Source organism: Amycolatopsis sp. M39 (assembly GCF_001651785.1).
Lineage (GTDB): Bacteria > Actinomycetota > Actinomycetes > Mycobacteriales > Pseudonocardiaceae > Amycolatopsis > Amycolatopsis rubida.
Map to the genome: position 1 here is coordinate 18590 of NZ_LWSF01000001.1, position 24037 is coordinate 42626.

General features: G+C 68.4%; 25 protein-coding genes and 1 pseudogene. 17 read left to right on the forward strand and 9 right to left on the reverse strand.

Annotated features, from left to right (window positions below):
- Window positions 1–5: 5 nt before the first annotated feature.
- The 9 genes from A4R44_RS00095 (at window position 6) to A4R44_RS00135 (ending at window position 8910) form a co-directional block, all read left to right on the forward strand.
- On the forward strand, window positions 6–311 hold the full coding sequence (locus tag A4R44_RS00095) for an urease subunit beta (RefSeq protein WP_067575195.1): 306 nt from the start codon (window positions 6–8) through the stop codon (window positions 309–311).
- Window positions 311–2032, forward strand: coding sequence for an urease subunit alpha (locus A4R44_RS00100; protein ID WP_067575197.1), 1722 nt, complete (start codon window positions 311–313; stop codon window positions 2030–2032). Before A4R44_RS00095 ends, A4R44_RS00100 begins: the two co-directional genes overlap by 1 nt.
- Complete coding sequence (locus A4R44_RS00105; protein WP_067575199.1) at window positions 2032–2718, forward strand: urease accessory protein UreF; 687 nt, start codon at window positions 2032–2034, stop codon at window positions 2716–2718. The genes A4R44_RS00100 and A4R44_RS00105 overlap by 1 nt, the downstream gene beginning before the upstream one ends.
- A complete protein-coding gene (gene ureG, locus A4R44_RS00110) occupies window positions 2675–3409 on the forward strand; it encodes an urease accessory protein UreG (protein ID WP_198545128.1) in 735 nt (244 codons plus the stop codon). Before A4R44_RS00105 ends, ureG begins: the two co-directional genes overlap by 44 nt.
- Window positions 3406–4119 carry an urease accessory protein UreD gene (locus tag A4R44_RS00115; RefSeq protein ID WP_067575204.1) on the forward strand — a complete coding sequence of 238 codons (714 nt, stop codon included), beginning with the start codon at window positions 3406–3408 and terminating at the stop codon, window positions 4117–4119. Before ureG ends, A4R44_RS00115 begins: the two co-directional genes overlap by 4 nt.
- Window positions 4120–4248: 129 nt before the next feature.
- Window positions 4249–4914, forward strand: coding sequence for a pyridoxamine 5'-phosphate oxidase (pdxH, locus tag A4R44_RS00120; protein ID WP_067575206.1), 666 nt, complete (start codon window positions 4249–4251; stop codon window positions 4912–4914).
- Between the two features lie 683 nt (window positions 4915–5597).
- A complete protein-coding gene (locus A4R44_RS00125; protein WP_067575208.1) occupies window positions 5598–6893 on the forward strand; it encodes an MFS transporter in 1296 nt (431 codons plus the stop codon).
- 36 nt (window positions 6894–6929) lie between these two features.
- Window positions 6930–7490, forward strand: a complete 561-nt coding sequence (locus tag A4R44_RS00130; RefSeq protein ID WP_067575210.1) for a DUF3558 domain-containing protein — start codon at window positions 6930–6932, stop codon at window positions 7488–7490.
- Between the two features lie 46 nt (window positions 7491–7536).
- The gene (locus tag A4R44_RS00135) at window positions 7537–8910 is read left to right on the forward strand and encodes an APC family permease (protein ID WP_067575212.1); all 1374 of its coding nucleotides are present in this window, start codon (window positions 7537–7539) and stop codon (window positions 8908–8910) included.
- Here the strand turns inward: A4R44_RS00135 and A4R44_RS00140 are convergent.
- Together A4R44_RS00140 and A4R44_RS00145 are read right to left on the reverse strand one after the other, a co-directional pair.
- Window positions 8870–10498, reverse strand: coding sequence for a thiamine pyrophosphate-binding protein (locus tag A4R44_RS00140; RefSeq protein WP_067575214.1), 1629 nt, complete (start codon window positions 10496–10498; stop codon window positions 8870–8872). The two genes, A4R44_RS00135 and A4R44_RS00140, sit on opposite strands and share 41 nt — an antisense overlap.
- A complete protein-coding gene (locus A4R44_RS00145; RefSeq protein ID WP_067575216.1) occupies window positions 10495–11292 on the reverse strand; it encodes a cyclase family protein in 798 nt (265 codons plus the stop codon). Before A4R44_RS00145 ends, A4R44_RS00140 begins: the two co-directional genes overlap by 4 nt.
- A gap of 243 nt (window positions 11293–11535) precedes the next feature.
- Between A4R44_RS00145 and A4R44_RS00150 the strand changes: the two genes are divergently transcribed.
- The 3 genes and pseudogenes from A4R44_RS00150 (at window position 11536) to A4R44_RS52120 (ending at window position 14128) form a co-directional block, all read left to right on the forward strand.
- Complete coding sequence (locus tag A4R44_RS00150; RefSeq protein ID WP_067575218.1) at window positions 11536–12678, forward strand: aminotransferase class V-fold PLP-dependent enzyme; 1143 nt, start codon at window positions 11536–11538, stop codon at window positions 12676–12678.
- 69 nt (window positions 12679–12747) lie between these two features.
- Window positions 12748–13386 (forward strand): annotated as a pseudogene (locus tag A4R44_RS52115) (amino acid permease); the annotation flags it as partial.
- A 46-nt stretch (window positions 13387–13432) separates the two neighbouring features.
- Complete coding sequence (locus A4R44_RS52120; protein WP_369805815.1) at window positions 13433–14128, forward strand: amino acid permease; 696 nt, start codon at window positions 13433–13435, stop codon at window positions 14126–14128.
- Here the strand turns inward: A4R44_RS52120 and A4R44_RS00160 are convergent, their stop codons facing one another.
- Window positions 14129–14692 carry a TetR family transcriptional regulator gene (locus A4R44_RS00160; RefSeq protein ID WP_067575220.1) on the reverse strand — a complete coding sequence of 188 codons (564 nt, stop codon included), beginning with the start codon at window positions 14690–14692 and terminating at the stop codon, window positions 14129–14131.
- Between the two features lie 87 nt (window positions 14693–14779).
- Between A4R44_RS00160 and A4R44_RS00165 the strand changes: the two genes are divergently transcribed.
- Complete coding sequence (locus A4R44_RS00165; protein ID WP_067575222.1) at window positions 14780–15505, forward strand: SDR family oxidoreductase; 726 nt, start codon at window positions 14780–14782, stop codon at window positions 15503–15505.
- 502 nt (window positions 15506–16007) lie between these two features.
- Here A4R44_RS00165 and A4R44_RS00170 read toward each other — a convergent pair.
- Genes A4R44_RS00170 through A4R44_RS00180 form a run of 3 tightly spaced genes read right to left on the reverse strand, consistent with a single transcriptional unit; the run spans window position 16008 to window position 18243 of the window.
- The gene (locus tag A4R44_RS00170) at window positions 16008–16856 is read right to left on the reverse strand and encodes an MBL fold metallo-hydrolase (protein ID WP_067575224.1); all 849 of its coding nucleotides are present in this window, start codon (window positions 16854–16856) and stop codon (window positions 16008–16010) included.
- Window positions 16853–17668 carry an MBL fold metallo-hydrolase gene (locus tag A4R44_RS00175; protein ID WP_067575225.1) on the reverse strand — a complete coding sequence of 272 codons (816 nt, stop codon included), beginning with the start codon at window positions 17666–17668 and terminating at the stop codon, window positions 16853–16855. The genes A4R44_RS00170 and A4R44_RS00175 overlap by 4 nt, the downstream gene beginning before the upstream one ends.
- On the reverse strand, window positions 17668–18243 hold the full coding sequence (locus tag A4R44_RS00180; protein WP_067575227.1) for a TetR/AcrR family transcriptional regulator: 576 nt from the start codon (window positions 18241–18243) through the stop codon (window positions 17668–17670). The genes A4R44_RS00175 and A4R44_RS00180 overlap by 1 nt, the downstream gene beginning before the upstream one ends.
- Before the next feature lie 88 nt (window positions 18244–18331).
- Between A4R44_RS00180 and A4R44_RS00185 the strand changes: the two genes are divergently transcribed.
- Genes A4R44_RS00185 through A4R44_RS00195 form a run of 3 tightly spaced genes read left to right on the forward strand, consistent with a single transcriptional unit; the run spans window position 18332 to window position 20948 of the window.
- The gene (locus tag A4R44_RS00185) at window positions 18332–19237 is read left to right on the forward strand and encodes an aldose 1-epimerase family protein (RefSeq protein ID WP_067575229.1); all 906 of its coding nucleotides are present in this window, start codon (window positions 18332–18334) and stop codon (window positions 19235–19237) included.
- Window positions 19204–19707, forward strand: a complete 504-nt coding sequence (locus A4R44_RS00190) for a GNAT family N-acetyltransferase (protein WP_067575231.1) — start codon at window positions 19204–19206, stop codon at window positions 19705–19707. The genes A4R44_RS00185 and A4R44_RS00190 overlap by 34 nt, the downstream gene beginning before the upstream one ends.
- Window positions 19708–19727: 20 nt before the next feature.
- On the forward strand, window positions 19728–20948 hold the full coding sequence (locus tag A4R44_RS00195) for an amidohydrolase (protein ID WP_067575233.1): 1221 nt from the start codon (window positions 19728–19730) through the stop codon (window positions 20946–20948).
- Window positions 20949–20980: 32 nt separating this feature from the next.
- Here the strand turns inward: A4R44_RS00195 and A4R44_RS00200 are convergent, their stop codons facing one another.
- Together A4R44_RS00200 and A4R44_RS00205 are read right to left on the reverse strand one after the other, a co-directional pair.
- Window positions 20981–21556, reverse strand: coding sequence for a Uma2 family endonuclease (locus A4R44_RS00200; RefSeq protein WP_067576483.1), 576 nt, complete (start codon window positions 21554–21556; stop codon window positions 20981–20983).
- Window positions 21557–21561: 5 nt separating this feature from the next.
- On the reverse strand, window positions 21562–22386 hold the full coding sequence (locus A4R44_RS00205; RefSeq protein ID WP_067575235.1) for an NmrA family NAD(P)-binding protein: 825 nt from the start codon (window positions 22384–22386) through the stop codon (window positions 21562–21564).
- Window positions 22387–22453: 67 nt separating this feature from the next.
- On the opposite strand from A4R44_RS00205, the gene A4R44_RS00210 reads away from it, so the two are divergent.
- Window positions 22454–22816, forward strand: coding sequence for a helix-turn-helix domain-containing protein (locus tag A4R44_RS00210; RefSeq protein WP_067575237.1), 363 nt, complete (start codon window positions 22454–22456; stop codon window positions 22814–22816).
- Here A4R44_RS00210 and A4R44_RS00215 read toward each other — a convergent pair.
- Window positions 22813–23958 (reverse strand): acyl-CoA dehydrogenase family protein, encoded by a 1146-nt coding sequence (locus A4R44_RS00215; protein ID WP_067575239.1) that lies wholly within the window; start codon window positions 23956–23958, stop codon window positions 22813–22815. The two genes, A4R44_RS00210 and A4R44_RS00215, sit on opposite strands and share 4 nt — an antisense overlap.
- Between the last annotated feature and the right edge of the window lie 79 nt (window positions 23959–24037).

Genomic DNA, 24037 nt, shown 5'->3' on the forward strand with positions numbered 1-24037 from the left:
AATTCTTGCGGCCAGGCGAGATCATTCCCGGCGACGAGCCGGTGCCGCTGAATCCGGGGCGCGCCCGGATCCGGCTGCGTGTGCGCAATCTCGGCGACCGGCCGGTGCAGGTCGGTTCGCACTATCACTTCGCCGCGGTCAATCCCGGCCTGGAGTTCGACCGCGAAGCCGCCCGCGGGCACCGGCTCGACGTGCCCGCCGGGACCTCGGTGCGCTTCGAACCCGGCATTGATCGGGAAGTCGATGTGGTTCCGCTCAGCGGAAACCGGCGGGTGCCGGGGCTGCGCGCCGAATATGCCGGGGAGTTCTGATGCCGGAGATCGACCGTGTCCGCTACGCCGAGCTGTTCGGCCCGACCGCAGGGGACCGGATCCGGCTCGCGGACACCGATCTGCTGATCGAGGTGACCGAGGACCGGTCGATCGGTCCTGACGGCAGCGGCGACGAGGTGCTTTTCGGCGGCGGGAAGGTGATCCGCGAGTCGATGGGCCAGGGCATGGCGACCCGCGCCGAGGGAACGCCGGACCTGGTGATCACCGGCGCGGTGATTCTCGATCACTGGGGCGTGGTGAAGGCCGACGTCGGCGTCCGTGACGGACGCGTCGTCGGCATCGGGAAGTCGGGTAATCCAGACACTATGGACGGTGTCGATCCAGCGTTGGTGATCGGCCCGGCCACGGAGGTGCTGTCGGGCAACGGGAAGATTCTCACTGCGGGCGGCATCGACTGTCACGTGCATTTCGTCTGCCCGCAACTGGTGGACACCGCGCTCGCGGCCGGACTGACCACTTTGGTCGGCGGCGGCACCGGACCGAACGAGGGCAGCAAGGCGACCACGGTGACGCCCGGTGCCTGGAATCTTGGCCGGATGTTGTCCGCAATGGACGGACAACCGGTGAATGTGTTACTGCTGGGAAAGGGAAACACTGTCCGGCATGAAGCGCTGCGGGAGCAGTTGGCGGCCGGAGCGGGCGGGTTCAAGCTGCACGAGGACTGGGGTTCGACGCCAGCCGCGATCGACGCCTGTCTCACTGTCGCCGACGAATCCGGCGTACAGGTCGCGATCCACACCGACACGCTCAACGAGGCCGGGTTTCTGGAGTCCACTGTGGAGGCGATCGGCGGCCGGTCGATCAACGCCTACCACACCGAGGGCGCTGGCGGCGGGCACGCGCCGGACATCATCGAGGTGTCCGGAATGGCGAACTTCCTTCCCTCGTCCACGAATCCGACCCGGCCGCACACCGTCAACACTCTCGACGAGCACCTCGACATGCTGATGGTGTGCCACCACCTGAACCCGTCGGTGCCCGAGGATCTCGCCTTCGCGGAAAGCCGGATCCGGCCGAGCACGATCGCCGCCGAGGACGTGCTGCACGACCTGGGGGCGATCTCGATGATGAGTTCCGATTCGCAGGCGATGGGGCGGATCGGCGAGGTGATCATCCGGACCTGGCAGACCGCGCACGTGATGAAAGGCCGCCGCGGCGCACTTCCCGGCGATGGCGCCGCGGACAACCTGCGTGCCCGTCGTTACGTCGCGAAGTACACGATCAACCCGGCGATCGCGCACGGAATGGACTCGGAGATCGGCTCGGTGGAGGTCGGCAAGCTCGCCGATCTGGTGTTGTGGGAACCGAAGTTCTTCGGCGTGCGCCCGCATGTGGTGTTGAAGGGCGGTTTCCCGGCGTGGGCGGCGATGGGAGACGCGAACGCTTCGATTCCCACGCCGCAACCGGTGCTGGCAAGGCCGATGTTCGGTGCCGCGCCCGCTGTAGCGGCTGCGTCCAGTCTGCATTTCGTGGCTCCGGAAGCGCTGGATTCCGGTGTGGCTGAACAATTCCGCATCGCCCGGCCGTTGGTGCCGGTCGCCAGCACCCGCCGCCGGACGAAAGCGGACATGGTGCTGAACGACGCGACTCCGGAAGTGCGAGTGGACCCGGACAGCTTCGCGGTACGCGTGGACGGAGAACTGATCGAACCGCATCCGGTGGCCGAATTGCCGATGGCGCAACGGTATTTCCTGTTCTGATGGACCCGGTCGCGCTCATTCTCGCCGACTCCCGGTTCCCGGGTGGCGGGCACGTGCATTCCGGCGGCCTCGAAGAGGTGGCCGCGCGCGGACTGGTCCGGTCCGAACGAGACTTGCCAGGATTCCTCTTCGGACGGTTGCGTACCGCGGGATTCCTCGCCGCCGCGTTCGCCGCCGGCTCAGCGCACGCCGCGGCGCGGGCCGTCGAGAGTGTTCATTGGCGACGGCTCGATCAGGAACTCGACGCCCGCACGCCGTCGCTCGCGCAACGGGAAGCGTCGCGAGCGCAAGGCCGGGGCACGGCGCGAGCCGGACGTGCCGCGTGGCCGTCGCCGGTGCTGTCCCAGTTGCTCACCGAGACCCCGCGCCCGCACCATCCGATCATCAGCGGCGCGCTCGTCGGCATCAGCGGCGGCAGCCCGTTCGACGCGGCCATGGCGGTCGCTTACCTCGCCGTGAGCGGTCCGGCGAGTGCGGCGGTTCGCCTGCTCGGGCTGGATCCGTTCGCCGTGAACGCGGTGGTCGCGCGGCTTGCCGGACCGTTGCGCGAAGTCAGCGGCCAGGCCGCCGAGACCGCCGGTGCCGATCCGGCCGATTTGCCAGCACCAGCGTCGCCGGCGCTGGATCTGTTCGCCGAGGAACATGCTCGGCATCACCAGGAAGAGGTGCGTCTCTTTGCCAGCTGAACACGGTCACGGGCACTTCCACGCGGTCAACTTCGACCCGACCGCCGCCGAACCGGACCACTACGACGCGGTGCCGACCGCCGGACGCGCGTACCGGATCGGCATCGGCGGCCCGGTCGGCAGCGGCAAGACCGCACTCACCGCCGCGCTGTGCCGCGCGCTCGGCGGAGAACTGAATCTGGCCGTGGTCACCAACGACATCTACACGACCGAGGACGCCGACTTCCTGCGCCGGGCAGGCGTGCTGGACCCGGAACGGATCGCGGCCGTGCAGACCGGAGCTTGCCCGCACACCGCGATCCGCGACGACATCACCGCGAACCTCGACGCGGTCGAAGGGCTGGAGGAGAAGTTCCCCGGCCTGGAGCTGGTCATCGTGGAAAGCGGCGGCGACAACCTCACCGCGGTGTTCAGCCGAGGGCTGGCCGACAGCCAGATCTTCGTGGTCGACGTCGCGGGCGGGGACAAGGTGCCGCGCAAGGGCGGCCCCGGCGTGACGACGGCCGACCTGCTGGTGATCAACAAAACCGACCTTGCGCCGCTGGTCGGTGCCGATCTGACCGTGATGACCTCGGACGCCCACCACATGCGGGGCGACCTGCCGGTGTTCACCCAGTCCCTAGTGGACACTCCGGACGCTCCCGCCGTGGCGGACTGGGTGCGCTCGCTGGTGCCGGTCCGGCAGGGGTGAAAGCACACGCACGCCTGGTCGCCGCCCTCGACGACGGGCGGACGGTGCTGCGAGAACTGAAGTCGATGGCACCGCTGACGCTCGTCCCGCGTCGCCGGCGCGGCCCCGGCGCGGTGGTGCACCTGGTCAACTCGGCCACCGCTCCGCTCGGCGGCGATGAGCTGCGGCTCGATGTCCACGTCGGGGCAGGTGCGGAACTGAAGCTGTCCGGCGTCGCGGCGACCCTCGCCTTGCCCGGTCTGCGGGCGGTACCGAGCTGGTCCACTGTGGAGGTGATCGTCGAGGACGGTGGTTGCTTCGAGTACCTGCCGGAGCCGACCGTCGTCACCGCCCGCGCCGAGCACGTCGCAGTACTGCGCGCGGACCTGGCCGCCGATGCCCGGTTCCGCACCCGCGAAGTCCTCGTCCTCGGCCGAGAAGGCGAACGTCCGGGGCGGTTGTCCACCACGGTGCACGTGACCTGCGGCGGAGTCCCGGCACTCCGGCAGACGCAGACCGTCGGCGATGCGCTTTTGGACGCGAGCCTCGCGGTATTGGCCCGACAGCGGGTGCTGGTGACGGAGGTCGAGTTCGGCGGCGAGTGCGGTCCCGCGGAGTCAGGCCCGTGGTGGTCGCGAACGCCGCTGGCCGCGGGCGGGACGGTGACCACCGCGCTGGCCCCGGACGTCGTGACGGCCACAGCTCTGGATCGATCACGGACCAGCAGATGAACAGCGGATGGCGGCCAGGCGTGGCAGGAGTCACCGTTCGGTGGGTTTCGCCGGGACACCGCGACCCAATACCGTCGCTGGATAGCCGTGATTCGACACCCTCACCAGGGGTAACGGAGGTTGGGCCGGATGACACCGGAGATCGACGAGGCGGTCGTGCGGCTGCCTGGCATGCGGGTGGCTTACGACAGCGCGCCGTTCGACGAGTCGGCGCTCGCGGCCACGTGGCATGACCAGCTGGAAAGCTGGCTGAGCCAGGCGGTGTCCGAAGCACTCGCGGAACCCAACGCGATGGTGCTCGCGACCGCCGACGCCGAAGGCCGGCCTTCCTCGCGCACGGTGTTGTGCAAGGGCTTCGACGAACGCGGAGTGGTTTTCTACACGAACTACACTTCGGCGAAGAGCCACGACCTCACGGCGACGCGCTACGCGTCGGCCACGTTCCCCTGGTATCCGCTGCACCGCCAGGTGACGGTCCGCGGCGAGGTCGAGAAGGTCAGTGCCGACGAGACGGCTGCCTACTGGGCCCAGCGCCCGCGTGGGTCGCAGCTGGGAGCGTGGGCGTCGCCGCAGTCGCGAGTGGTCGACGGACGGCGCGCGCTCGACAACGCCCTGCGCAACATTGAACGCCGCTTCGCCGACGTCGAGCAGATCCCGGCCCCGCCGCACTGGGGAGGCTGGCGCATCCGCCCGGACTTCGTCGAGTTCTGGCAGGGCCGCGAAGACCGCCTCCACGATCGCCTCCGCTTCCACCGCACCCACGACGGCTGGCACGTGGAGCGGTTGGCTCCCTGATTCCTTGCTTCGGACGCCGCCTCTGGGCTTCGGCCTGGAGGCGGCGTTTCTTTTCGGGGCTGGCTTTCGCGGGCTGGGGTCGGCGGGGATGCGTCCCACCGTGGCCTTGGGGTTTCTCAGTAGCGCGGTGTGTGACGGGTTCGCGGTAGCGGTGCTCGTCAGTGCTTTGCCGAGCACGCTGCCCGAGGAGACGCGCCGGGTGGTTTTTCTCCCGCTGGAGTCCTTTCGGCAGCTCGTGGCGGGCCGTCGGCAGGCGGCGAAACCCCTGCGGGCGCATGGGCGAGGTGCGCGCGAAGTCGTTCCTGGCCGATGGGAGCGGAGAGCCCCGCGGTTCGGGCGGTGCTGCGCATCGCTGTAGCGAGACTGCACCCACCAGCTACTGAGAAACCTCATTGGGCCGATTGCTGCGCGGTGGACGGGCGGATGCGGTGGGCTTCTGGCCGAGGCAGTCGGCATCGCGCTGGGCGGTCCGGCGAATGCGGTGTTTGGTGTGTGGGATGCACCCAACCCCACATCGGGTGCGTGGGATGCACTCACTGTGGCATTGGGGCGCTTCGCCCCGCCCACCAGCCGCCGCCCAGTCCGTCTTCAGCCAAGCCCCGGCCGTCGGCAACCTCGCCCTCGCCAGCCTGCGGGGAAAATCACCTGCGCCAGCTTCGTTAGCACAACTAAGCTGATGGCTCGTGACTTCAGAACCGGGGATACGCCCGCCCCGTACCGGGGCTCGCAAGCTCCTCGGCCGGATCGTCGTCGACACTCGTCCGCTCAAGATTCCGGCGTTCCGGCGGCTGTGGATGTCCACCGCGGTGACCGCGGTCGGGTCGCAGCTCACCGCGGTCGCGGTGCCGAAGCAGGTTTTCGATATCACCGGATCGTCCGGTTACGTCGGGCTGACCGGCGCGGTCGCGCTCGTTCCGTTGCTCGTGTTCGGGCTGTGGGGCGGGGCGATCGCGGACGCGGTCGACCGGCGGAAGCTGCTGCTCGTCACCAACGTCGGCGTCGCGGTCACCTCCGCGCTGCTGTGGCTCCAGGCGTTCGCCGGGATGAATTCGGTGTGGCTGGTGCTCGGGCTGCTCGCCGCGAACCAGGCGTTTTTCGCGATCAACATGCCCACGCGCGGCGCGGTCGTCGCGCGCCTGGTGCCTGCTCCGCTCTTGCCGTCGGCGAACGCGCTCAACACCACGATGTCCACGTTCGGCGCGGTGTTCGGGCCGCTGTTCGGCGGGGCGCTGATCCCGGTGATCGGATTGTCCACTTTGTACTTGGTGGACGTCTGCGCGCTGGCGATCACGCTGATCGCGGTGTGGCGGCTGCCCTCGATCCCGCCGCTCGGCGAGGGGACGCGCAAGGCGGGCATCGGCTCGGTCGTCGACGGATTCCGTTATCTGGCCCACCAGAAAGTGCTGCTGGCGTCGTTCGTCGTGGACATCATCGCGATGGTCGCCGGCATGCCGCGCGCGTTGATCCCGGAGATGGCCGAGCGGACGTTCGGCGATCCGCCCGGCGGCGGTCCGGCGCTCGGCATGCTCTACGCCGCGCTGCCCGCGGGCGCGATGCTGATCGGGTTGTTCTCCGGCTGGCTGCACCGGGTGCAGCGCCAGGGTGCGGCGGTCGTCCTCGCGATCTGCTGCTGGGGTGCGGCGATGGCGGCGTTCGGGCTCGCGCATTCGCTGTGGCTGGCCGTGCTCTTCATGGCGCTCGGCGGTGCGGCGGACATGGTCAGCTCGGTCTACCGGCAGGCGATCCTGCAGACCGCCACCACTGACGAGATGCGCGGACGGCTTCAGGGCGTGTTCACCGTGGTCGTCGCGGGCGGACCGCGGATCGCCGACCTCACGCACGGCTGGTCCGCCGCGGCGTGGGGGACCAGGGTCGCGGCGACCGGCGGCGGACTGCTGGTGATCGTGCTGGTGGTGGCTTCGCTGGCCGTTCTGCCCGGGTTCTGGCGGTATCGGGCTCCGGTGGAAGAGGGCCACTGACAGTAGTGTTACTCCGTTCGGAATAGCATGCCCGATATGCGTGCATATCCGATCGCTCTGCTGATCTCCGCCGCCGCTGTTCTCACTGCCTGCTCTTCTGGTGAGCAGAAAGCCGCCGCGCCCGCTCCGCCGCCCGCGAGCAAGGCCCCGGCCTCCTCGTCCGCGCCCGCCGCCAAGGCCGCCGACACCTGCGCCTTGCTGCCGTCCGACGACGTCAGCAAGGCGATCAAGATCCCCGGCATCACGTCGAAAGCCGGCCCCGCCCACGACAATCCGAGCAACGGCGGCAAGGCCACGAGCTGCGAATACGTCGTCGAAGGCAAGACCGCCGGCGCGCTCGCGGTGACCCGCTACGAGGGCCGCAAGGCCAAGCCCGCCGACATGATCGCCGCGATCAAGAAGGCCAAGCCGGGCGCGGTCGACGTGCCGGGCTTCGCGGACGGCGCTGTTTTCTACACCGACGAGCAGAAGACCGCCACGCTCGCCGCGGCCAAGGTGTCCAACGGGGTCCCGGTGCTGGTCAACTACACCGGACCGGTCAAGATGACCAAGGAAATGATGACCCCGCTCGTGCACACGGCGGTCGCCAAGGCCTGACCGGCCGACTTTCCGTACCCGTCCGGACAAGGCACACTAACCGCCCATGACGGACGTGAGCGAGGGCACATCCAAGGTCACCGAACCGGCATTGCTGCGGGTCATGGGCCCGAAGCTGCTGCTGTTCTTCGTGGTCGGGGACATCATCGGCACCGGCGTGTACGCGCTGACCGGGCAGGTGGCCGGACGCGTCGGCGGCGCGTTGTGGCTGCCGTTCCTGCTGGCGTTCGTGGTCGCCTTCATGACCGCGTTCAGCTATCTCGAACTGGTCGGCAAGTATCCGCGCGCGGCCGGCGCGGCGCTGTACACGAACAAGGCGTTCGGGGTGCCGTTCCTGACCTTCATGGTCGCGTTCGCGGTGATGTGCTCCGGGATCACGTCCGCGTCGTCGGCCGCGGTGGCGTTCGGCGCGACCTATCTCGCGGCGTTCGTGAAGCTGCCGACGGTGCTGGTCGGCATCGCGTTCGTGCTCCTGCTGGCGTTGATCAACTTCCGTGGCGTCGGCGAATCGGTGAAGGCCAACGTCGTCCTCACCTGCATCGAACTGTCCGGGCTGTTGATCATCATCGGCGTCGGCGTGTGGGCGGTGCTGAACGGGGACGGCGAACCGTCGCGGCTGGTCGAGATCGACACCGCGGACAAGACGTGGCTGGTCGCCATCTCCTCGGCGACGTCGCTGGCTTTCTTCGCGATGGTGGGCTTCGAGGACTCGGTGAACATGGCCGAGGAATGCCATGACCCGGTACGGATTTTCCCGCGCGCGATGCTGTGGGGCATGGTCATCGCCGCGACGATCTACGTCCTCGTCTCAGTGACGTCGTCGCTGCTGGTCCCGGCCGCCGAGCTGGCCGGCGCGAAGAGCGACGCGCTGCTGAAGGTGCTCGATGTCGGCGCGCCGGGCTTCCCGCGCGAGATCTTCTCCGCCATCGGCCTGTTCGCGGTGATCAATTCCGCCTTGATCAATATGCTGATGGCCAGCAGGCTGCTGTACGGCCTCGCGAACGAACGCGTCCTGCCGCCAGTGTTCGGCCGCGTGCACCCGACTCGCCGGACGCCGTGGGTGTCGATCATCTTCACCAGCGTCATCGCCATCGGCCTGGTGTCCTTTGTGGACATCAGCGCGCTCGGCGGGACGACCGCGTTGCTGCTCCTCGTGGTCTTCGCCATCGTCAACATCGCGCTCTTGGTGCTGCGCAAGGACAAGGTGTCGCACAAGCACTTCCGTGCGCCGACCGTGGTGCCGGTGCTGGCCGCGGTGTTCTGCCTGTACCTGGTCAGCCCGCTGTCCGGCCGCCCGGCGCAGGATTACCAGGTGGCCGGCATCCTGCTCGCCGTCGGTCTCCTGTTGTGGGTGGTGAACCTCCTGGTGAAGCGGGCGCTCAGTGGTGCGTCATCGCGGCCTGGAGCCACCAGGCGCTGAACCCGGCGATCTTCGCGTCGACCACCAGCGGACGATCAAGCCCGGCAGTGACCCGCGTCGCCACTTCGTCGAGGTCTTCCTTGGCGCGGACGGTGACCGCGTCGCAGCCGTAACCGCGTGCGATGGCGGCGATATCGGTGTCCGGGAAGGTGACCGTGTCGGCCGGATGTCCGCCGGGCTCGAAGAAATACACCTCGGCACCGTAAGCGTGGTCGTTGTAGACGACGATGAGCATCGGCAGCTTCAGCCGTACGACGGTTTCCAGTTCGGCGATGCTCATCAGGAACCCGCCGTCGCCGCACGCCGCGACCGGGAAGCGGTCCGGCTGGGCGAGCGCCGCGCCGATCGCGGTGGCCAGCCCGAGGCCGATCGACTGGAACGCCTGGGTGAAGCAGAACCCGTTCTCGTCCGGGACGTCCAGGTACATCGTGGGGTAGCCCATGAAGTTGCCGGAATCGACGCCGACCACCCGGTTGGCCGGAATGAGTTCGTTCAGCGCGGCGGACAACGTGCGCGGATCGATGACCTCGGCGGTCCCGGCGTCCTCGTGTTCGTTGTCGCGCCAACGGATCTCCCGGGAAAGCCGGTCTTCAAGATCGTCGCTGCGATATCCATTGTGGACTTCAACCAGTTCGGCGACCGCTTGCGCCGTGCCGCCGACATCGCCGACGATGCCGAGGTCGACCGGCCGGTTCCGGCCCAGCGCGGCGGATTCCAGATCGACCTGCACCAGCGTGGTTTCCGGCGAGAGCAGCCGTCCGTGCGCGGTGGTCCAGTCATTGAGCGCGGATCCCCAGCCGACGACGACGTCCGCGCCCTGGATCAGCTCGGTCGTCAGCGGAGACGAAAACCCGCCGGACACCCCGATTGCCCATGGCTCGCCAGTGAACAGTCCTTTCGCGACCGCACCCTCGGCAAGCAACGCTCCGCAACGGTCCGCCAAAGCGGCCAATTCGGTCCGGGCGGCCCGAGAACCGCGTCCACAAAGGAATACTGGACGCTCGGCTCGCTGCAGGACGGAAGCGAGGGCCTTCACCTCCGCCTCGGCGGCGCGCGGCTGCGGCAGCGCCTCGATCGCGGTCAGCTCGTCGAGGAGACTTTCGTCGAACGGCTCGGCCTGAACCTCCAACGGGAGTCGCAAAAGGACGGTCCGCCGGTCCTGGCGAGCTTGAGCGAACGCCCGCCGTGCGTCGGCCAGCGCGGTTTTCGCTGACCGCACCAGAATGCTGCTCGCTCCCACGGACCGAGCCAGCGCGTCCTGGTCGAGGTGAAAGTTCGACAGCGGATCCGTCGCCTCGCCGGTCACGACGATCAGCGGCGTCCGGCTCTTCGCCGCCTCGCCGATTCCGGTGGTCGCGTTGCTTAGCCCGCAGCCCTGGTGCACCGACACCGCGGCGACCTCGCCGCCGCACCGTGCGTAGGCGTCGGCCATCGTGGTCGCGCCACCCTCGTGCCGGGCCGCGACGAACTCGGCCCCGCCCTGGATCAGGCCATTGGTGAAGTGGAAGTTCCCGCTCCCCACCACGCCGAACGCCTTGCGGACGCCGAATCGCGCCAACGCGATCCCGACGGCTTGGGCAACGTTCACGACTGAACTCCCGGGGTCACCGCGAGCACTCGCGCCGGGCTGCCGGTCCCGCCGACGATCGGCAGCGGGCAAACCACGACGAGCGCACCGGCCGGCGGCAGCGAGCCCAGATTCTGCAAAGAAGTAATGCCGTACTTGTCCGCGCCGAGCAAGTGGTGGTGCGCGGGCATCGGCGGGTCGAGCGCGAAGCCGTTTCCGGCGTCGATGCCGACAGTTTCCACGCCGTAGCCGGCGATCGGCGTTTCCTCGGCGAGCCACTTCGCGGCGGCGGCCGAGATGCCGGGGGTATGGCTGGCCCCGTCGGAGAAATTGAGGAACGCGTCGCGATCTTGCGCGTACTGGTCCCACCCGGAGTGCACGAGCAGCCAGCCGCCCGCGCGCAACGGTCCGTGCTCGGCTTCCCAGGCGCGGATGTCGTCGGTCTCCAGCAGGAAGTCCGGATCGTGGGCGACGCGCGCGGAGATGTCGAGGACGTGCGCGGGACCGATCAGCCTGCCGACCGGCAGCTGCGCGACGTCCGCTCCGTCGCGGTTGGAGATCCAGTGCCGCGGCGCGTCGAGGTGAGTGCCGATGTGCTCGCCGGTGTGGATGTTGTTGTGCCGCCACAGCGGTCCGGAATCGTCGAACTCGCTGACCGATTCGAGGCTGAAGTCGATCAGGTTCGCGAACGGCTCGGGCAATCGCAGGGTCGGGGTGGCGGCACTGAGCTTGTTGGTGAGGTCGACGACCTGCAGCCGGCCCTGCGCCAGCTGGGCCAGGAGCTGGTCGACCCCGGTTTCGGCGGGGGTGCTCATCGGTGCGTCCTCTCGGTCGCGGGGCGCGCTATTGCGGATCCTTGACGGTCGTTGACAGCGCGGAAGGCCATATCTACAGTACCGGTTTCAGCAGCACTGACGGAATAGCTGCCGGAGATCAGTCAGGGTGAACGCGGAGCCTCGACCAGGGCGTCCGGCGCCAGCCGGAGCATCGACGCACGGTGCTCGCGCCGTTACGGTGGCGAACGGACCGGTCGCCCGCCAGCCAAGGAACGGAGTGTCGTGACCGACCAGCCCAGCCCAGCCGCTTTCCGGGCGCATTTCCCCGCCTTCGCCGACTCGGTGCACCTCGCGAGCTGCAGCCAGGGCGCGCTCTCGGACGCGCTGACCGCGGAGCTTTTCGAGTTCCAGCACACGATCCGCGAGCACGGGGCGCCCTGGGACAAGTGGATGGCGAAGGTCGCCGAGGCGCGGGCTTTGTTCGCCCGGCTGATCGGCGCGGACGCGGACGACATCGCCGTCGTGCCGTCCGCGTCCGAGGGCGCGTATCAGGTCGCGTCCACCCAAGCATGGCCGGCGCGGCCGGGAATTGTCACGACCGACCTGGAATTCCCTTCGCTGGGCCATGTTTGGCTCGCGCAGCAGGGTCGTGGCGCGGACGTTCGGTTCGTCGCGCACCATGACGGACTGGTCGACACCGAGGATTACGCCGCGCTTGTCACCGAGCGGACGCAACTGGTCTCCGTTCCGTTGGTCAGCTACGCCAACGGGTTGCGCTTCCCGGTGCGTGAAGTTGCCGCACTGGCCCGGGAAAACGGCGCGCGAAGCTTTGTCGACGCTTACCAGGGCCTCGGCGTCGAGCCGGTCGACGTCGCCGAACTCGGCTGCGATTACCTCGTCAGCGGCAGCCTGAAATACCTGCTCGGCATCTCTGGGATCGCGTTCCTCTATGTGCGGCCGGGCTTGCGCGACGCGGTTCCCCCGCCGCTGACTGGCTGGTTCGGCCGCACGAACCCGTTCGAATTCGATCCGCGGCACCTCGACTATCCCGAGCACGCCCGCCGTTTCGAGACCGGGACGCCGTCGATCCCGTCCGCGTACGGCGCGGTTGCCGGGCTGAAGCTGATGCGCCAGGTGGACGCGCATCGGGTGCGTGCCCACATCGGCGGGCTGACCGGGCAGCTGCAGCAGCGGTTGCTCGACGCCGGGGAACAGCTCCGGTCTCCGCTGGAGGACGCGCGGCGCGGTCCGCTCGTCGCCTTGGCCGACCGGGATCCCGACGCGCTGGCGGCGTTTCTCGCCGGGCGGCGGATCGTGTGCAGTGCCCGCGGCGACGTGCTGCGGATGTCCTTGCACTACTACAACGTCGAGTCCGACCTCGACGCCGTCGTCGCGGCGATCGCCGAGTACCGGGCGAGCCAGTAGGGAGCAGACATGGCCGAGTCCCCGTCCCCGAACCGGTTGCAGCGGAGGCTGCGCGGCAGGCAGTTGACGATGATCGGAATCGGCGGGGCCATCGGCACCGGCCTGTTCCTCGGATCGAGCCTGGCGATCTCGCACGCGGGACCGGCCGTGGTGCTCGCCTACGTCCTTTGTGGACTGGTTGCCCTGGCGATTTCCTGGGCGCTGGCGGAAATGGTGGTGGTGCATCCGGCCGCGGGCGCGTTCGGCAGCATCGCGCACAAGTATCTCGGCGCGGGCAGCGGGTTCGTGGTGCGCTGGGCGTACTGGGCCATGCAAGTGATCGCGATCGGCGGCGAGACGATCGCGGCCGGGGTATATGTCCAGTTCTGGTGGCCGCGGATTCCGCTGTGGGTGCCGGTCGCGGTGTTCTCGCTGCTGGTGATCGTCGTCAACGGGGCGGCGGTGCACATTTTCGGTGAGTTCGAGTACTGGTTCGCGATGATCAAGGTGTGCGCGATCCTGGTGTTCGTCGCACTCGGCCTGATCCTCGTCTTCTTCGGCCTGCCGAAGGCTCCTGCGCCGGGTCTCACGAACCTCAGTGCGGGCGGCGGATTCCTGCCGAACGGCGTGTCCGGCCTGTTGCTGGCCATGGTGTTCGTGCTGTTCAGCTACATCGGCACCGAGGTGGTTTCGGTGACCGCGGCCGAATCCGAAAACCCGACTCGCGACATCCCGCGCGCGGCTCGGGCAATGGTGGTGCGGCTGGCGATCTTCTATGTCGCGGCAATGCTGGTGGTNGCTGGTGGTCGTGCTGGTGGTGCCGTGGACGGTCACCGGCGAAGGCGGATCTATTACGGCCAGCCCGTTCGTCCGCGTCTTTCAGGCCGCTGGAGTTCCGGCAGCGGCGACGGTCATGAACTTCGTGGTCCTGACCGCCGCGTTGTCGAGCGCGAACACCAACCTCTATCTCACCACGCGCATGTTGCATTCCCTTGCCGAACACCGATTCGCCCCGTCCTTGGCCGGACGGCTGACCCGGTCTGGAGTGCCGCGCAACGCGCTCGTGCTGTCCACCGCGGGCTTGGTGATCGCGACCATCCTGTCCAAGAATTCCGATTCCAACGCGTATCTCGTGCTGTTCGGCATTTCGATCTTCGCCGCGCTCGTCGTATGGATGATCATTCTGGTGACGCACCTGGCATTCCGGATCCGCCGTCGCCGCGCCGGGCTGCCGCCTTCGCCAGTGCGGTTGTGGGGTGCGCCAGTGGTGAACGTCGTGGTGATCGCTTTCCTTGCCACCGTGCTGATTTCGACGTTCTGGATCGAGGGTCTCGACCCGGCGTGGAAGTTCGGGATTCCGTTCTTCGTCCTGCTGGTGGTGGCATACCTGGTGCTGCGAATGACCGGACGGACGAAGCAGGCCGCGGAAGCGGAATTGGAGGATTCGACGCTGGTCCGCGAGAAGGCCTGATCACGGGGTGAGATGGGCGGCGAGTTCGGCTGCCGCCTCCCGCACCTTGGCGGCGAAATCCGTGTCCTCGGGCTGTTCGGTCCATCGCTCGAAAGCGGTTTGAAAGATCGCGATGCCGACCTGGGCGAGCATCTTCGCGCTCGATTCAGTCGCCCCTCGTTCCTGCAGTGCTTCGACGACGGCAGAGGTGACGGCCGCCAGTTTCGTGCGCTCGCGTTCCTGCAGTTCCGGGCTGGACGCGATGATCGCCCGGCGTTGCGCGGCATGTGAAACCAGGCCAGCGAACAAATCGCCAACGTCGACCAGCGCGGCCAGCAGTGCTGGGAACGGCGGAAGCGCCGCATCGGCGCGCCGGACCGCGCCGGCCATCGCGTCCGGGAGTCGTTCCGACCCGGCGAACAACACGTCGCGTTTGTCCGCGAAGTAGCGCGAGAACGTGCGCCGGGTCAGTCCGGCGCGCTCGGTGATCTGTGTGACTGTGGCGTTCTCGTAGCCGTGCTCGGCGAACAGCTCCAGCGCGGCCGCGCGGAGCCGCTCCTTGGCTTCGGGATCCCAGCGCGGCATGCAGTGATCTTAACAGTGATGACTCAGTGGGTCATCACTGTTACTGTTGATGTCTCACTGAGTCATCAAACTCCGGAAGGATCGCTCATGTCTTTACGTGACCAGCGGGTTGTCGTTATCGGCGGCAGTTCGGGAATGGGATTGGCGACCGCTCAGGCGGCAGCGGCGGCGGGTGCGTCCGTCACGATCGCGGCAAGCGGCAAGGAACGACTGGACGCGGCGCTCGCCGAATTGCCGGACACCTGCGAAGGATTCGTCACCGACGTACGCGACGCCGCGAACGTTGCGGCCCTGTTCGAGCACGTCGGCATGCTCGACCATCTCGTTTACACGGCAGGTGACGCGCCACATCAGCGGCCGCTCGCTGACCTGTCGCTCGAAGACGCGCAGAGCGGGTTCTACGTCCGTTATTGGGGCGTCGTCAGCGCGGTGAAGCACGCCGCGCCGCGGATCCGCCCGGGCGGTTCGATCGTGCTGACATCCGGGATCATCGGCGTCCGCCCGACGCCCGGCGCGGCGCTCGCGGCCGGTTCCGTCGGCGCGGTCGAGGGGTTGGCGCGCGGTCTGGCGGTCGACTTGGCCCCGGTGCGGGTCAACACGGTCCGCCCGGGGCCGGTCCACACGCCGATGTGGGACGGCCTTCCGCAGCCGCAGCTCGACGCGATGGTCGCCGCGTTCACCGAACGAACGCTGACCAAATCGGTCGGCGAGGCGGACCAGGTGGCAGCGACCAATGTGTACTTGATGGAGAACAGTTTCGTCACCGGTGCGGTGATCACCGTCGACGGAGGGTTCGTGCTTACTGGAAGCTGACCTGTTCTCCCGGCTTGAGCAGATGCGGCCGGTCCGCGAGCCCGGCCTGCGTGAAAGCCGGTCGCAGCGTGTCCGGGCCCTGGGTGAAATGCGCCCAATGCTCGAAGTGCGGCCGCGCCCTCGCTGGGCAGCGTGCGGTGTAGTCGCCGACCGGCGGAGTGTGCGCTCCCGGCGAACAGGACAGCGATGTCGATCTGCCGTACTACGTCGAGAAAAGCGCTGTCGCCGCTGACGTAAACGCTCGGCTGGCTCTCGCTTTCGAGCACGGAACCGGTGACTTCGCCGACGAGACGTTCGCTGCCACCCGGTCCGTGCTGCGCGGGCACTCCGGTGACGCAAAGGCCGTCGAGGCGATGGACAGGACGAGCGGGGCATCGAGGGCGTACTTCCGCCGGCCGCGTCCAGGTGGTCCGGTGCTGGTCATGGGAAAGCAGCACCGCGTCCATCTCGCCGGGGCCAGCGGTCGGACCGCCGACGTACCGGATGCACGTCACGCGGGTACTCAACTCGGCGAGGGCTGCGAGGTATTCCGCCGCAGTGCCTGGAATTCGACCGGGCTGTGCGCGCTGAACACCGAGACCTCGTCCTGGTGTTGGCGGGCGAGAGCCTGCAGCCGGGCGAGGTTGGCGCGGCGAGCGGAGCCGTCCATCTGGTTCAGCACCTCGAATGCGCGCATGCCGGGTGGGCAGCGCGGGCTCACCGGGGCGACTTCGCCGTGGAAGAAGTACGCGTCGCCGGCGTGCAGGAGCCAGCCGTCGCCGGTGTCGACCGCGACGCCGGAGTGGCCATGCGTGTGGCCGGGCAGCGGGACGAGCAGGATCTCCGGGGGCAGACCGCGCAGCGGCCGCACCGCGTCGAAGCCGAACCATTTCTCGCCGGCCTCGTCGTAGGTGCTCCACAGTGGACTGTGCGCGAATTGCTCGGCCCGGTACCGCGTTTTCTCCGGGAAGCTCTTCGGGCTGTCCGCGGCGCGGCGTTCGGTGGTGCGGACATGCACGGTGGCGTCGGGGAAATCGGCCAGACCGCCGGCGTGGTCGACGTCGAGGTGGGTCATCACAATGTGCCGGACGTCGGCGGGATCGCGGCCCAGCGCCCGGATCTGCGCCACGGCGGTTTCCGCCATGGCCGGCTTCGCCCCGACCATCGCCATGAACGGACCGCCGAGCCAGCGCCGCGATTCGGTGACGCCGCGGGTGCCGAACCCGGTGTCGACCAGCACGAGCGCATCGGCGGTCTCCACGAGCAGGCAGTGCGCCACGATCGTGCTGCGCCGCAGCATTCCGGGCCGGCCGTCGAGCGCCTTGCCGCCGAGCGGGCGCATCGTGCCGCAGTTCAGGTGGTGCACCTTCATACCGTGCTCCTCTCGCTGAGCCGGACGAAATCGGTCAGGTCGTGCGAGGCGAACACGGTCACCTCGTCGGCGTGGTCCCGGCGCAGCTCGCGCAACCGGCGCTGGTTCTCGCGCCGCGGCCCGGGCAGCGTCTGGACCCGCCGTTCGAACATAGCCAATCCGGGCGGGCAATAGGGCTCGGCGTCGATCTCGCGGTGGAAGAAATACGCATCGCCCGCGTTGAGCACCCAGCCGGACCCGGTGTCGACGGCCACCCCGGCGTGTCCGGCGGTGTGCCCGGCGAGCGGCACCAGCGCGACGCCCTCGACCCCGTCCAGCTCGCGGACCGCGTCGAGGCCGAACCAGCTGTCCCCAGCGTCCGCATAGGACTTCCACTGTGGACCGTGCCGGAACTGGACGTCGCGGTAGCGCGGGTTTCCGGCGCGGTAGGCGTCGAGTTCCTTGTCATAGACGTGCACGCGGGCCTGCGGGAAGTCGACGAGGCCGCCGGCATGGTCGAGGTCGAGGTGGGTGAGGACGATGTCGCGGACGTCGGCCGGGTCGAAGCCCAGCGCGCGGATGCGGCTCAGCGCGGTTTCCTTCTCGTCGGTCACCGGGTTCGACGTGCGCAGGAAGCGCGGACCGAGCCAGCGCGCGGCGTCGGTGACGGTGGGCGACCCCATTCCGGTTTCGATGAGGGTCAAGCCGGTGCCGGTTTCGACCAGCATGCAGTGGCACACGAGGGTGGCGCGGCGCAGCAGCCCGGGTCTTCCGTCGACCAGCTTGCCGCCGATCGGACGCATGGTGCCGCAGTTGAAGTGGTGTACGCGCATTAGGCGAACTCCCGTTCGACAGTGGTGTGCAGATGAGCGGCGACGGCTTGCAGCGGCGCGGTATCCCGCCGAGTGCGCGCGAGCAGCAGCGCGCCTTCGATCGCGGACAGCACGACCGTCGCCAGCGAAGCGGCGCGATCCTCGGCGAGGCCGCACCGGGTGAAATAAGCGGAGATGTCGCGCAGCCAGCCTTCGTAGCCCTGATCGCAGGCGGCGCGGATTAGCTCGCTGTCGGCGGCTTCCAATGCGACAGTCGCGATCGGACAGCCACAGCGATAGTCCGATTCGGACAGTGCGGTGGCGAGTGCGGTGACGATGAGATCGATCGCGGTAGCCGGATTCGGTGCGGCAGCGGCGATTTCCCGGAACTGCCCGGCCAGTCGCTGCCCGGAAAGCTGTACCGCCTCGGCGGCCAGCTGTTCCTTGCCGCCGGGGAAATGGAAGTACAGCGAACCCTTCGGGGCCCGGCCTTCGGACACCAGCTGGGTCATCCCGGTGGCGTGGTAGCCCTGGGTGCGAAACAGCTCAGCCGCCGATTCGAGCATCCGGCGGCGGGTGTCGGTGCGGTTGACCATGTGTCCACGGTAGCTCAAACTATGACGACCGGTCTAGTTAGTTTCGAGGCGTGCCCGCGCGGCGCGGCCGATCGGTAACCTCAGCGCCATGGCGAACCCCACCGGAGAGCAGTTCGAGATCACCCGCGGCAACGCGCGCGCCGTCGTCACCGAGATCGGTGCCGGACTGCGCGCGTTCGAGATCAGCGGAGTGCCCTACGTCGAGACGTTCGCCGAGGACGAGAAGCCGCCGAAGGGCCTCGGCCAGGTGCTGCTGCCGTGGCCGAACCGGACCAAGGGCGGCAAGTGGGAGTTCGAGGGTGTGCGGCAGCAGCTGGAGATCACCGAGGAAGCGCGCGGCAACGCCATCCACGGCCTGACCCGGCACCGGGAATGGGAGCTGCTGGAGCACGCCGAAACGTCCATCACGCTCGCCATCGACGTCGAGGCTCAGCCCGGCTGGCCGGTCCCGCTGCGCGCGACCATCACCTATGACCTGCAGCCGCGCGAACTCGTGATCACGCACGAGATCCGCAACGAGGGGGAGAAGCCGATCGGCGTCGGCGTCGGAACCCACCCGTACTTCCGGATCGGCGACGCGCCGACCGACGAGCTGACCCTCACGCTGCCCGCCGCGCGCGTCCGGCCGTACGAGGGGGATCAGCAGATGCCTTATGCCGATGAGCAGGACGTCGAGGGCACCGAATACGACTTCCGGCAGGGCAAGCTGCTCGAAGGCGTCGACCTGGACACCGCGTTCGGCGGACTGGAACTGGCCGCGGACGGCACCCACCACTACGTGCTCTCCCACAGCGACCGCCAGCTGGTGGTCTGGACCGGTCCGGACTTCCGCTGGGTGCAGGTGTTCACGCCGGACGACCTGGTCGGCCGCGGCCGCGCGGTCGCGATCGAACCGATGACCTGCCCGGCGGACGCGCTCAATACCCGCACCGACCTGATCGAACTGGAACCGGCCACCTCGTGGACGGGCAGCTGGGGAATCCGGGTCCCGTGAAACTCGAGCTGCTGACTGACGCTGCCGCGGGCGAGCTGTTGACCTTGCAGCAGGCCGCGTACCTCACCGAAGCGCGGGCGCACCAGAACTTCGACCTGCCGCCGTTGCTGGACACCCTCGACGACGTGCGCGCGGCCATCGCCGACCCGTCGATCACGGTCTGGGGCTTCCGCGACGGCGGCAGGCTCGTGGCGAGCGTGCGGATGCGAGTGGACGGTCCGGTCGGCGAGGTCGGACGGCTCGTCGTGGCACCCGATCGCCAAGGCGAGGGACTCGGTACCGCGCTGCTGACGGCCGCGGAGGAGGCGACCCCGGCGGAGGTGACGGTGTTCCGGCTGTTCACCGGCGAGCGTTCGGCCGGACCGCGGTATTTGTACGGAAAGCTCGGTTACCGCGAGACGCATCGGTCGCCGGAGGCGGACTATCAGTTGGTGCACCTGGAAAAACCCCGGATGCGCGAACCCAGGTGAGTTCGTTAGCGTGTCAAACTATGGCTTACAAGGCGATTGTCGGGGGCTATGTGGTCCCCGTCGGCGCCGCTCCGATCGAGGGCGGCACTGTGCTCATCGAAGACGGCCGGATCACTCACGTCGGGGCTGAGGCCGACGTCGAGGTCCCGGAGAACGCGGAACTGGTGGACGCGTCCGGCAGCTGGGTACTGCCGGGATTCATCGACGCGCACGCGCACCTCGGCGTCCACGAGGACGGCGAAGGCTGGGCGGGCAACGACACCAACGAAATGACCGACCCGAACGGCGCCCGCTTCCGCGCGATCGACGGGATCGACCCGTACGAACCGGGCTTCGACGACGCGCTGGCGGGCGGCGTCACGAGCGTGGTGATCAAGCCGGGGTCGGGCAACCCGATCGGCGGGCAGACCATCGGCGTGAAGACGTGGGGCCGGTCCATTCTGGACATGGTCTTCGCCGAGCAGGTGAGTGTGAAGAGCGCGCTGGGCGAGAACCCGAAGAGGGTTTACGGAGAGAAGAAGGTCACGCCCTCGACCAGGCTCGGCGTGGCCGCGATCCTGCGCGAGGCGTTCACGAAGGCCCGCAATTACCAGGAGAAGCGCGACCACACGCGGTCCGAGGGCAAGCCGTTCGAAACGGACCTGACCAACGAAACGCTGGCGAAGGTCCTGGACGGCGAGCTGTACTGGGACCAGCACGTGCACCGCGCCGACGACATGGTGACCGCGATCCGGCTCGCCGACGAATTCGGCTACAAACTGGTGATCAACCACGGCACCGAAGGCCACCTGATCGCGGACCTGCTGGCCGAACGGGACATCCCGGTGATCCTCGGCCCGCTGTTCACCACGAAGTCCAAGGTGGAACTGCGCAACCGCACCCTGCGCTCGGCCGGGATCCTCGCGCGGGCCGGGGTGAAGATCGCGATCACCACCGACCACCCGGTCATCCCCATCAACTTCCTGGTGTACCAAGCCGCGTTGGCGGTGAAGGACGGCCTCGACCCGGAGACCGCGCTGAAGTCCTTGACGCTGCACCCGGCGCAGATGCTCGGCCTCGACGACCGCATCGGCACCCTGACACCCGGGCTGGACGCTGACGTGGTGGTGTGGTCGGGCGACCCGCTGGACGTGATGAACCGCGCGATGCGGGTGTTCGTGCGGGGCCAGGAGGTCTACCACTTCGACGAGACGACCGGCGAGGGCGTTTCGGCGGATCGGCGGTATCGGGAAGCTCGCTGAACGCTGGGTTGCGGCGGCCTGGGGCGGCCGTCTCAACCCAGCAGGGCGGCGAGGTCCAGTTCGAACGGGAACGGCTCGGCGGTGCGAAATCTCCCCGTGCCGGCGGGGGAGTTTCGGTAGCCGAATTCCCCCGCTCGGTGGCAGGCGACGAGGGAGACCGGGTCGTCGAGGTCGAGGATCCAGTAGAACGGGATTCCGGCGTCGGAGTACTCCTTGTGCTTCGTGACGCAGTCGGTGCGTTTCGAACCCGGCGTCGCGACTTCGACCACCAGGACGAGGTCTTCGGCGCGGAGGGCGTCTTCCTCGGGAGTCCGGGCGATCGCGGCGGACGTAGTGACCAGAAGATCGGGGCACCGGGAAAAACCTGGTGCCCCGTCCGGTGCGAGCCCTAGATCGATATCGACGCGCGGCACCACGGAAAACTCGTCCGGCAGCTGATCATGCAGTTGGAAGGCGAGCGCGTACGTCGCGTGGTTATGCCGTGGGCCCGGGGACGGCGAGAAGACCAGACGGCCTTCGACGAGTTCGGTGAATCCCGGCTCGACCTCGCCGAGCGCGAGATATTCCTTGATCGAGAGCAGTTGCCGCGGAAGTGTCCTGGTGTCCATGCTGCTCACGGTAAGCGAGGGGTACGACACTTTCCGCCAACGCGGTCCGCCAGAAAAGCCCGCAACCCCCGCGGCGCACCCCCGGTCACCATCGCGAAATCGTCACTCAGCCAAGCCCCGTCCCCCTCCGCCAGCAACTCGAAGACCTGCGCATTCGACCCCGCCTCCGGCACCCCGTTCGACTCCAGCACCGCCCGGTGCTCCGCGGCCGAGATCCGCCGATACTCCACCGGACGGCCCGTCACCGCGGCCCATTCACGTGCCACATCGGCGAACGTGACCAGTTCCGGCCCGGTCAGCAGATATGTCCGCCCGGCATGCTCCGCCGGAGCCGTCGCGATCGCGGCAGCCGCGGCCGCGACGTCCCGGGCGTCGATCATCCCGATCCGGCCATCGCCCGCGGACCCCGAAAAGCCGCCGGTCCCGGCGATCTCCGGCGCGAGCGCCAGCAGATTCTGCATGAAGAAGTTCGGTGCGAGCAGCGTGTACTCCATCCCGGACGCCTTGAGATGCGCGTCGATCCGCGCGTGCTCCCGCCGCCGGGCGACTGGCGAATCGTCACCAGCCTTGTGGTTGGTGACCCGCACGACGTGCCGCACCCCGTGCGCGACCGCGCGATCGAGCACCGTGGTCTGGGACGCCACCGCGGGTCCGATCAGCAGGAGGGTGCCGACCCCGCGCAGGGCCGCGTCGAGAGTGTCCGGGCGGTCGAAATCGCCGATCACTTCGTCGGCGCCGCCCGACGGGGTGCGGACGAGCGTGCGGACAGGTCCGAGCAGGCGGACGGCCTCGCGCCCGATTTTTCCGGTGGCTCCGGTCAGCAAGATCATGCAACAAAGCCTGCTCGCCACCGGTATCTTGGGTGAAGAAGGCACCTCGACGATCTATAGGTACCCCATGGATACCAAGTATGCGAAAGCGTGCCCGTCGCGCACCGTGATGGACGTGCTGGCGAACAAGTGGACGCTCTACGCCCTCGGCCTGCTCCGGTGCCGCGATCGGCCGCTGCGGTTCACCGAACTGCGCCGCGGTGTCGAGGGAGTCACGCAGAAATCGCTTACCCAGGTGCTGCGCAATCTCGAACGCGACGGACTGGTCACCCGCACGATCTATCCGACGATTCCGCCGCGCGTGGAGTACGCGCTGACTGATCTCGGCCGGGACGTCGGGGCCTTGACCGGCGCGATCGCCGACTGGTCGAAAGCCAACGCGAGCCGCGTCCATGCCGCCCGCGAGGCTTACGACAACCGGCGTGACTAGGCGTTCTTCAGGGAACGCGCGATCACCATCCGCTGAATCTGGTTCGTCCCCTCGAAGATCTGCGGCACCTTCGCCTCCCGCATGTACCGCTCCACCGGGAAGTCCCGCGTGTACCCGGCGCCGCCGAGCACCTGCACCGCGTCCGTCGTCACCTTCATCGCGCCGTCCGTGGCCACCAGCTTCGCGATCGACGACTGCCGCTGGAAGTCCAGCCCGCGGTCGCGGCGGCGGGCAGCGTCCAGATAGGTCGCGCGGGCGGATTCGACCGTCGCCGCCATGTCCGCCAGCAGGAATTCCAAGCCCTGGAAGTCCGCGATCGGGCGGCCGAACTGGGTGCGGCCCTTCGCGTACTCCACCGCCTCGTCCAGCGCCGCCTGCGCCAGGCCCACCGCGCACGCGGCGATCCCGAGCCGTCCCGAGCTGAGCGACGACAGTGCGATCTTCAGGCCGGAACCCTCGCCGCCGATCAGCCGGTCGGCCGGGACCCGGGCGTCCTCGAACAGCATCTGCGCCGTCGGCGACCCGGTGAGGCCCATTTTCCGCTCGCGCGGAGCGGCCGACAGGCCCGGAGTCGACGAGTCGACAAGCAGGCAGGAGATGCCGTGCCCGCCGTCGTCGCTCGTGCGGACCATCGTCGTGTAGAAGTCCGCGACTCCGGCGTGAGTGATCCACGCTTTCGTGCCGTTGACGACGTACTCGTCCTCGGCAAGCCGCGCGCGGGTGGACAGCGCGGCCGCGTCCGAGCCGGCGTGCGTTTCCGACAGGGCGTATGCGCCGAGCAGCGAGCCGCCCAGCATGTCCGGCAGCCAGCGGTCCTGCTGTTCCTCCGCGCCGTAGTGCGCGAGCGCGTAGCAGGACATCGTGTGCACGGACAGCCCGACGCCGACACTCATCCACGCGCTGGCGATCTCCTCCAGCGCTTGCAGATAGACCTCGTACGGCTGCTCGGCACCGCCCCAGCGCTCCGAGTACGGCAGGCCCAGCAGACCGGACTTGCCGATCAGGGTGAACAGGTCGCGCGGGAAATTCTCGGCTTCCTCGTCGGCCGAAGCGCGGGGTTTCAGCTCGTCACGGGCGATTTCCGTGACGAGCGCGAGCAGCTCCTCGGACTCCGGCGTCGGCAGCAGACGGTCGACCGGCATGGCTTCCTCCCAGACATTGGTACTGAAAACAGTACTAACGGCTGATTGAGAGTACCGTATGCGGAGCGGGGCTGTCTCT

What these genes read in the sequence shown, in the direction of transcription:
- A4R44_RS00195 (WP_067575233.1), top strand. Translation starts at nt 19,728, where the DNA reads ATGGCTTACAAGGCGATTGTCGGGGGCTATGTGGTCCCCGTCGGCGCC.
- A4R44_RS00100 (WP_067575197.1), top strand. Translation starts at nt 311, where the DNA reads ATGCCGGAGATCGACCGTGTCCGCTACGCCGAGCTGTTCGGCCCGACC.
- A4R44_RS00180 (WP_067575227.1), bottom strand. Translation starts at nt 18,243, where the DNA reads ATGGTCAACCGCACCGACACCCGCCGCCGGATGCTCGAATCGGCGGCT.
- A4R44_RS00185 (WP_067575229.1), top strand. Translation starts at nt 18,332, where the DNA reads ATGGCGAACCCCACCGGAGAGCAGTTCGAGATCACCCGCGGCAACGCG.
- A4R44_RS00130 (WP_067575210.1), top strand. Translation starts at nt 6,930, where the DNA reads ATGCGTGCATATCCGATCGCTCTGCTGATCTCCGCCGCCGCTGTTCTC.
- pdxH (WP_067575206.1), top strand. Translation starts at nt 4,249, where the DNA reads ATGACACCGGAGATCGACGAGGCGGTCGTGCGGCTGCCTGGCATGCGG.
- A4R44_RS00160 (WP_067575220.1), bottom strand. Translation starts at nt 14,692, where the DNA reads ATGCCGCGCTGGGATCCCGAAGCCAAGGAGCGGCTCCGCGCGGCCGCG.
- ureG (WP_198545128.1), top strand. Translation starts at nt 2,675, where the DNA reads ATGCTCGGCATCACCAGGAAGAGGTGCGTCTCTTTGCCAGCTGAACAC.
- A4R44_RS00170 (WP_067575224.1), bottom strand. Translation starts at nt 16,856, where the DNA reads ATGAAGGTGCACCACCTGAACTGCGGCACGATGCGCCCGCTCGGCGGC.
- A4R44_RS00105 (WP_067575199.1), top strand. Translation starts at nt 2,032, where the DNA reads ATGGACCCGGTCGCGCTCATTCTCGCCGACTCCCGGTTCCCGGGTGGC.
- A4R44_RS00175 (WP_067575225.1), bottom strand. Translation starts at nt 17,668, where the DNA reads ATGCGCGTACACCACTTCAACTGCGGCACCATGCGTCCGATCGGCGGC.
- A4R44_RS00215 (WP_067575239.1), bottom strand. Translation starts at nt 23,958, where the DNA reads ATGCCGGTCGACCGTCTGCTGCCGACGCCGGAGTCCGAGGAGCTGCTC.
- A4R44_RS00145 (WP_067575216.1), bottom strand. Translation starts at nt 11,292, where the DNA reads ATGAGCACCCCCGCCGAAACCGGGGTCGACCAGCTCCTGGCCCAGCTG.
- A4R44_RS00210 (WP_067575237.1), top strand. Translation starts at nt 22,454, where the DNA reads ATGGATACCAAGTATGCGAAAGCGTGCCCGTCGCGCACCGTGATGGAC.
- A4R44_RS00165 (WP_067575222.1), top strand. Translation starts at nt 14,780, where the DNA reads ATGTCTTTACGTGACCAGCGGGTTGTCGTTATCGGCGGCAGTTCGGGA.
- A4R44_RS00205 (WP_067575235.1), bottom strand. Translation starts at nt 22,386, where the DNA reads ATGATCTTGCTGACCGGAGCCACCGGAAAAATCGGGCGCGAGGCCGTC.
- A4R44_RS00135 (WP_067575212.1), top strand. Translation starts at nt 7,537, where the DNA reads ATGACGGACGTGAGCGAGGGCACATCCAAGGTCACCGAACCGGCATTG.
- A4R44_RS00200 (WP_067576483.1), bottom strand. Translation starts at nt 21,556, where the DNA reads ATGGACACCAGGACACTTCCGCGGCAACTGCTCTCGATCAAGGAATAT.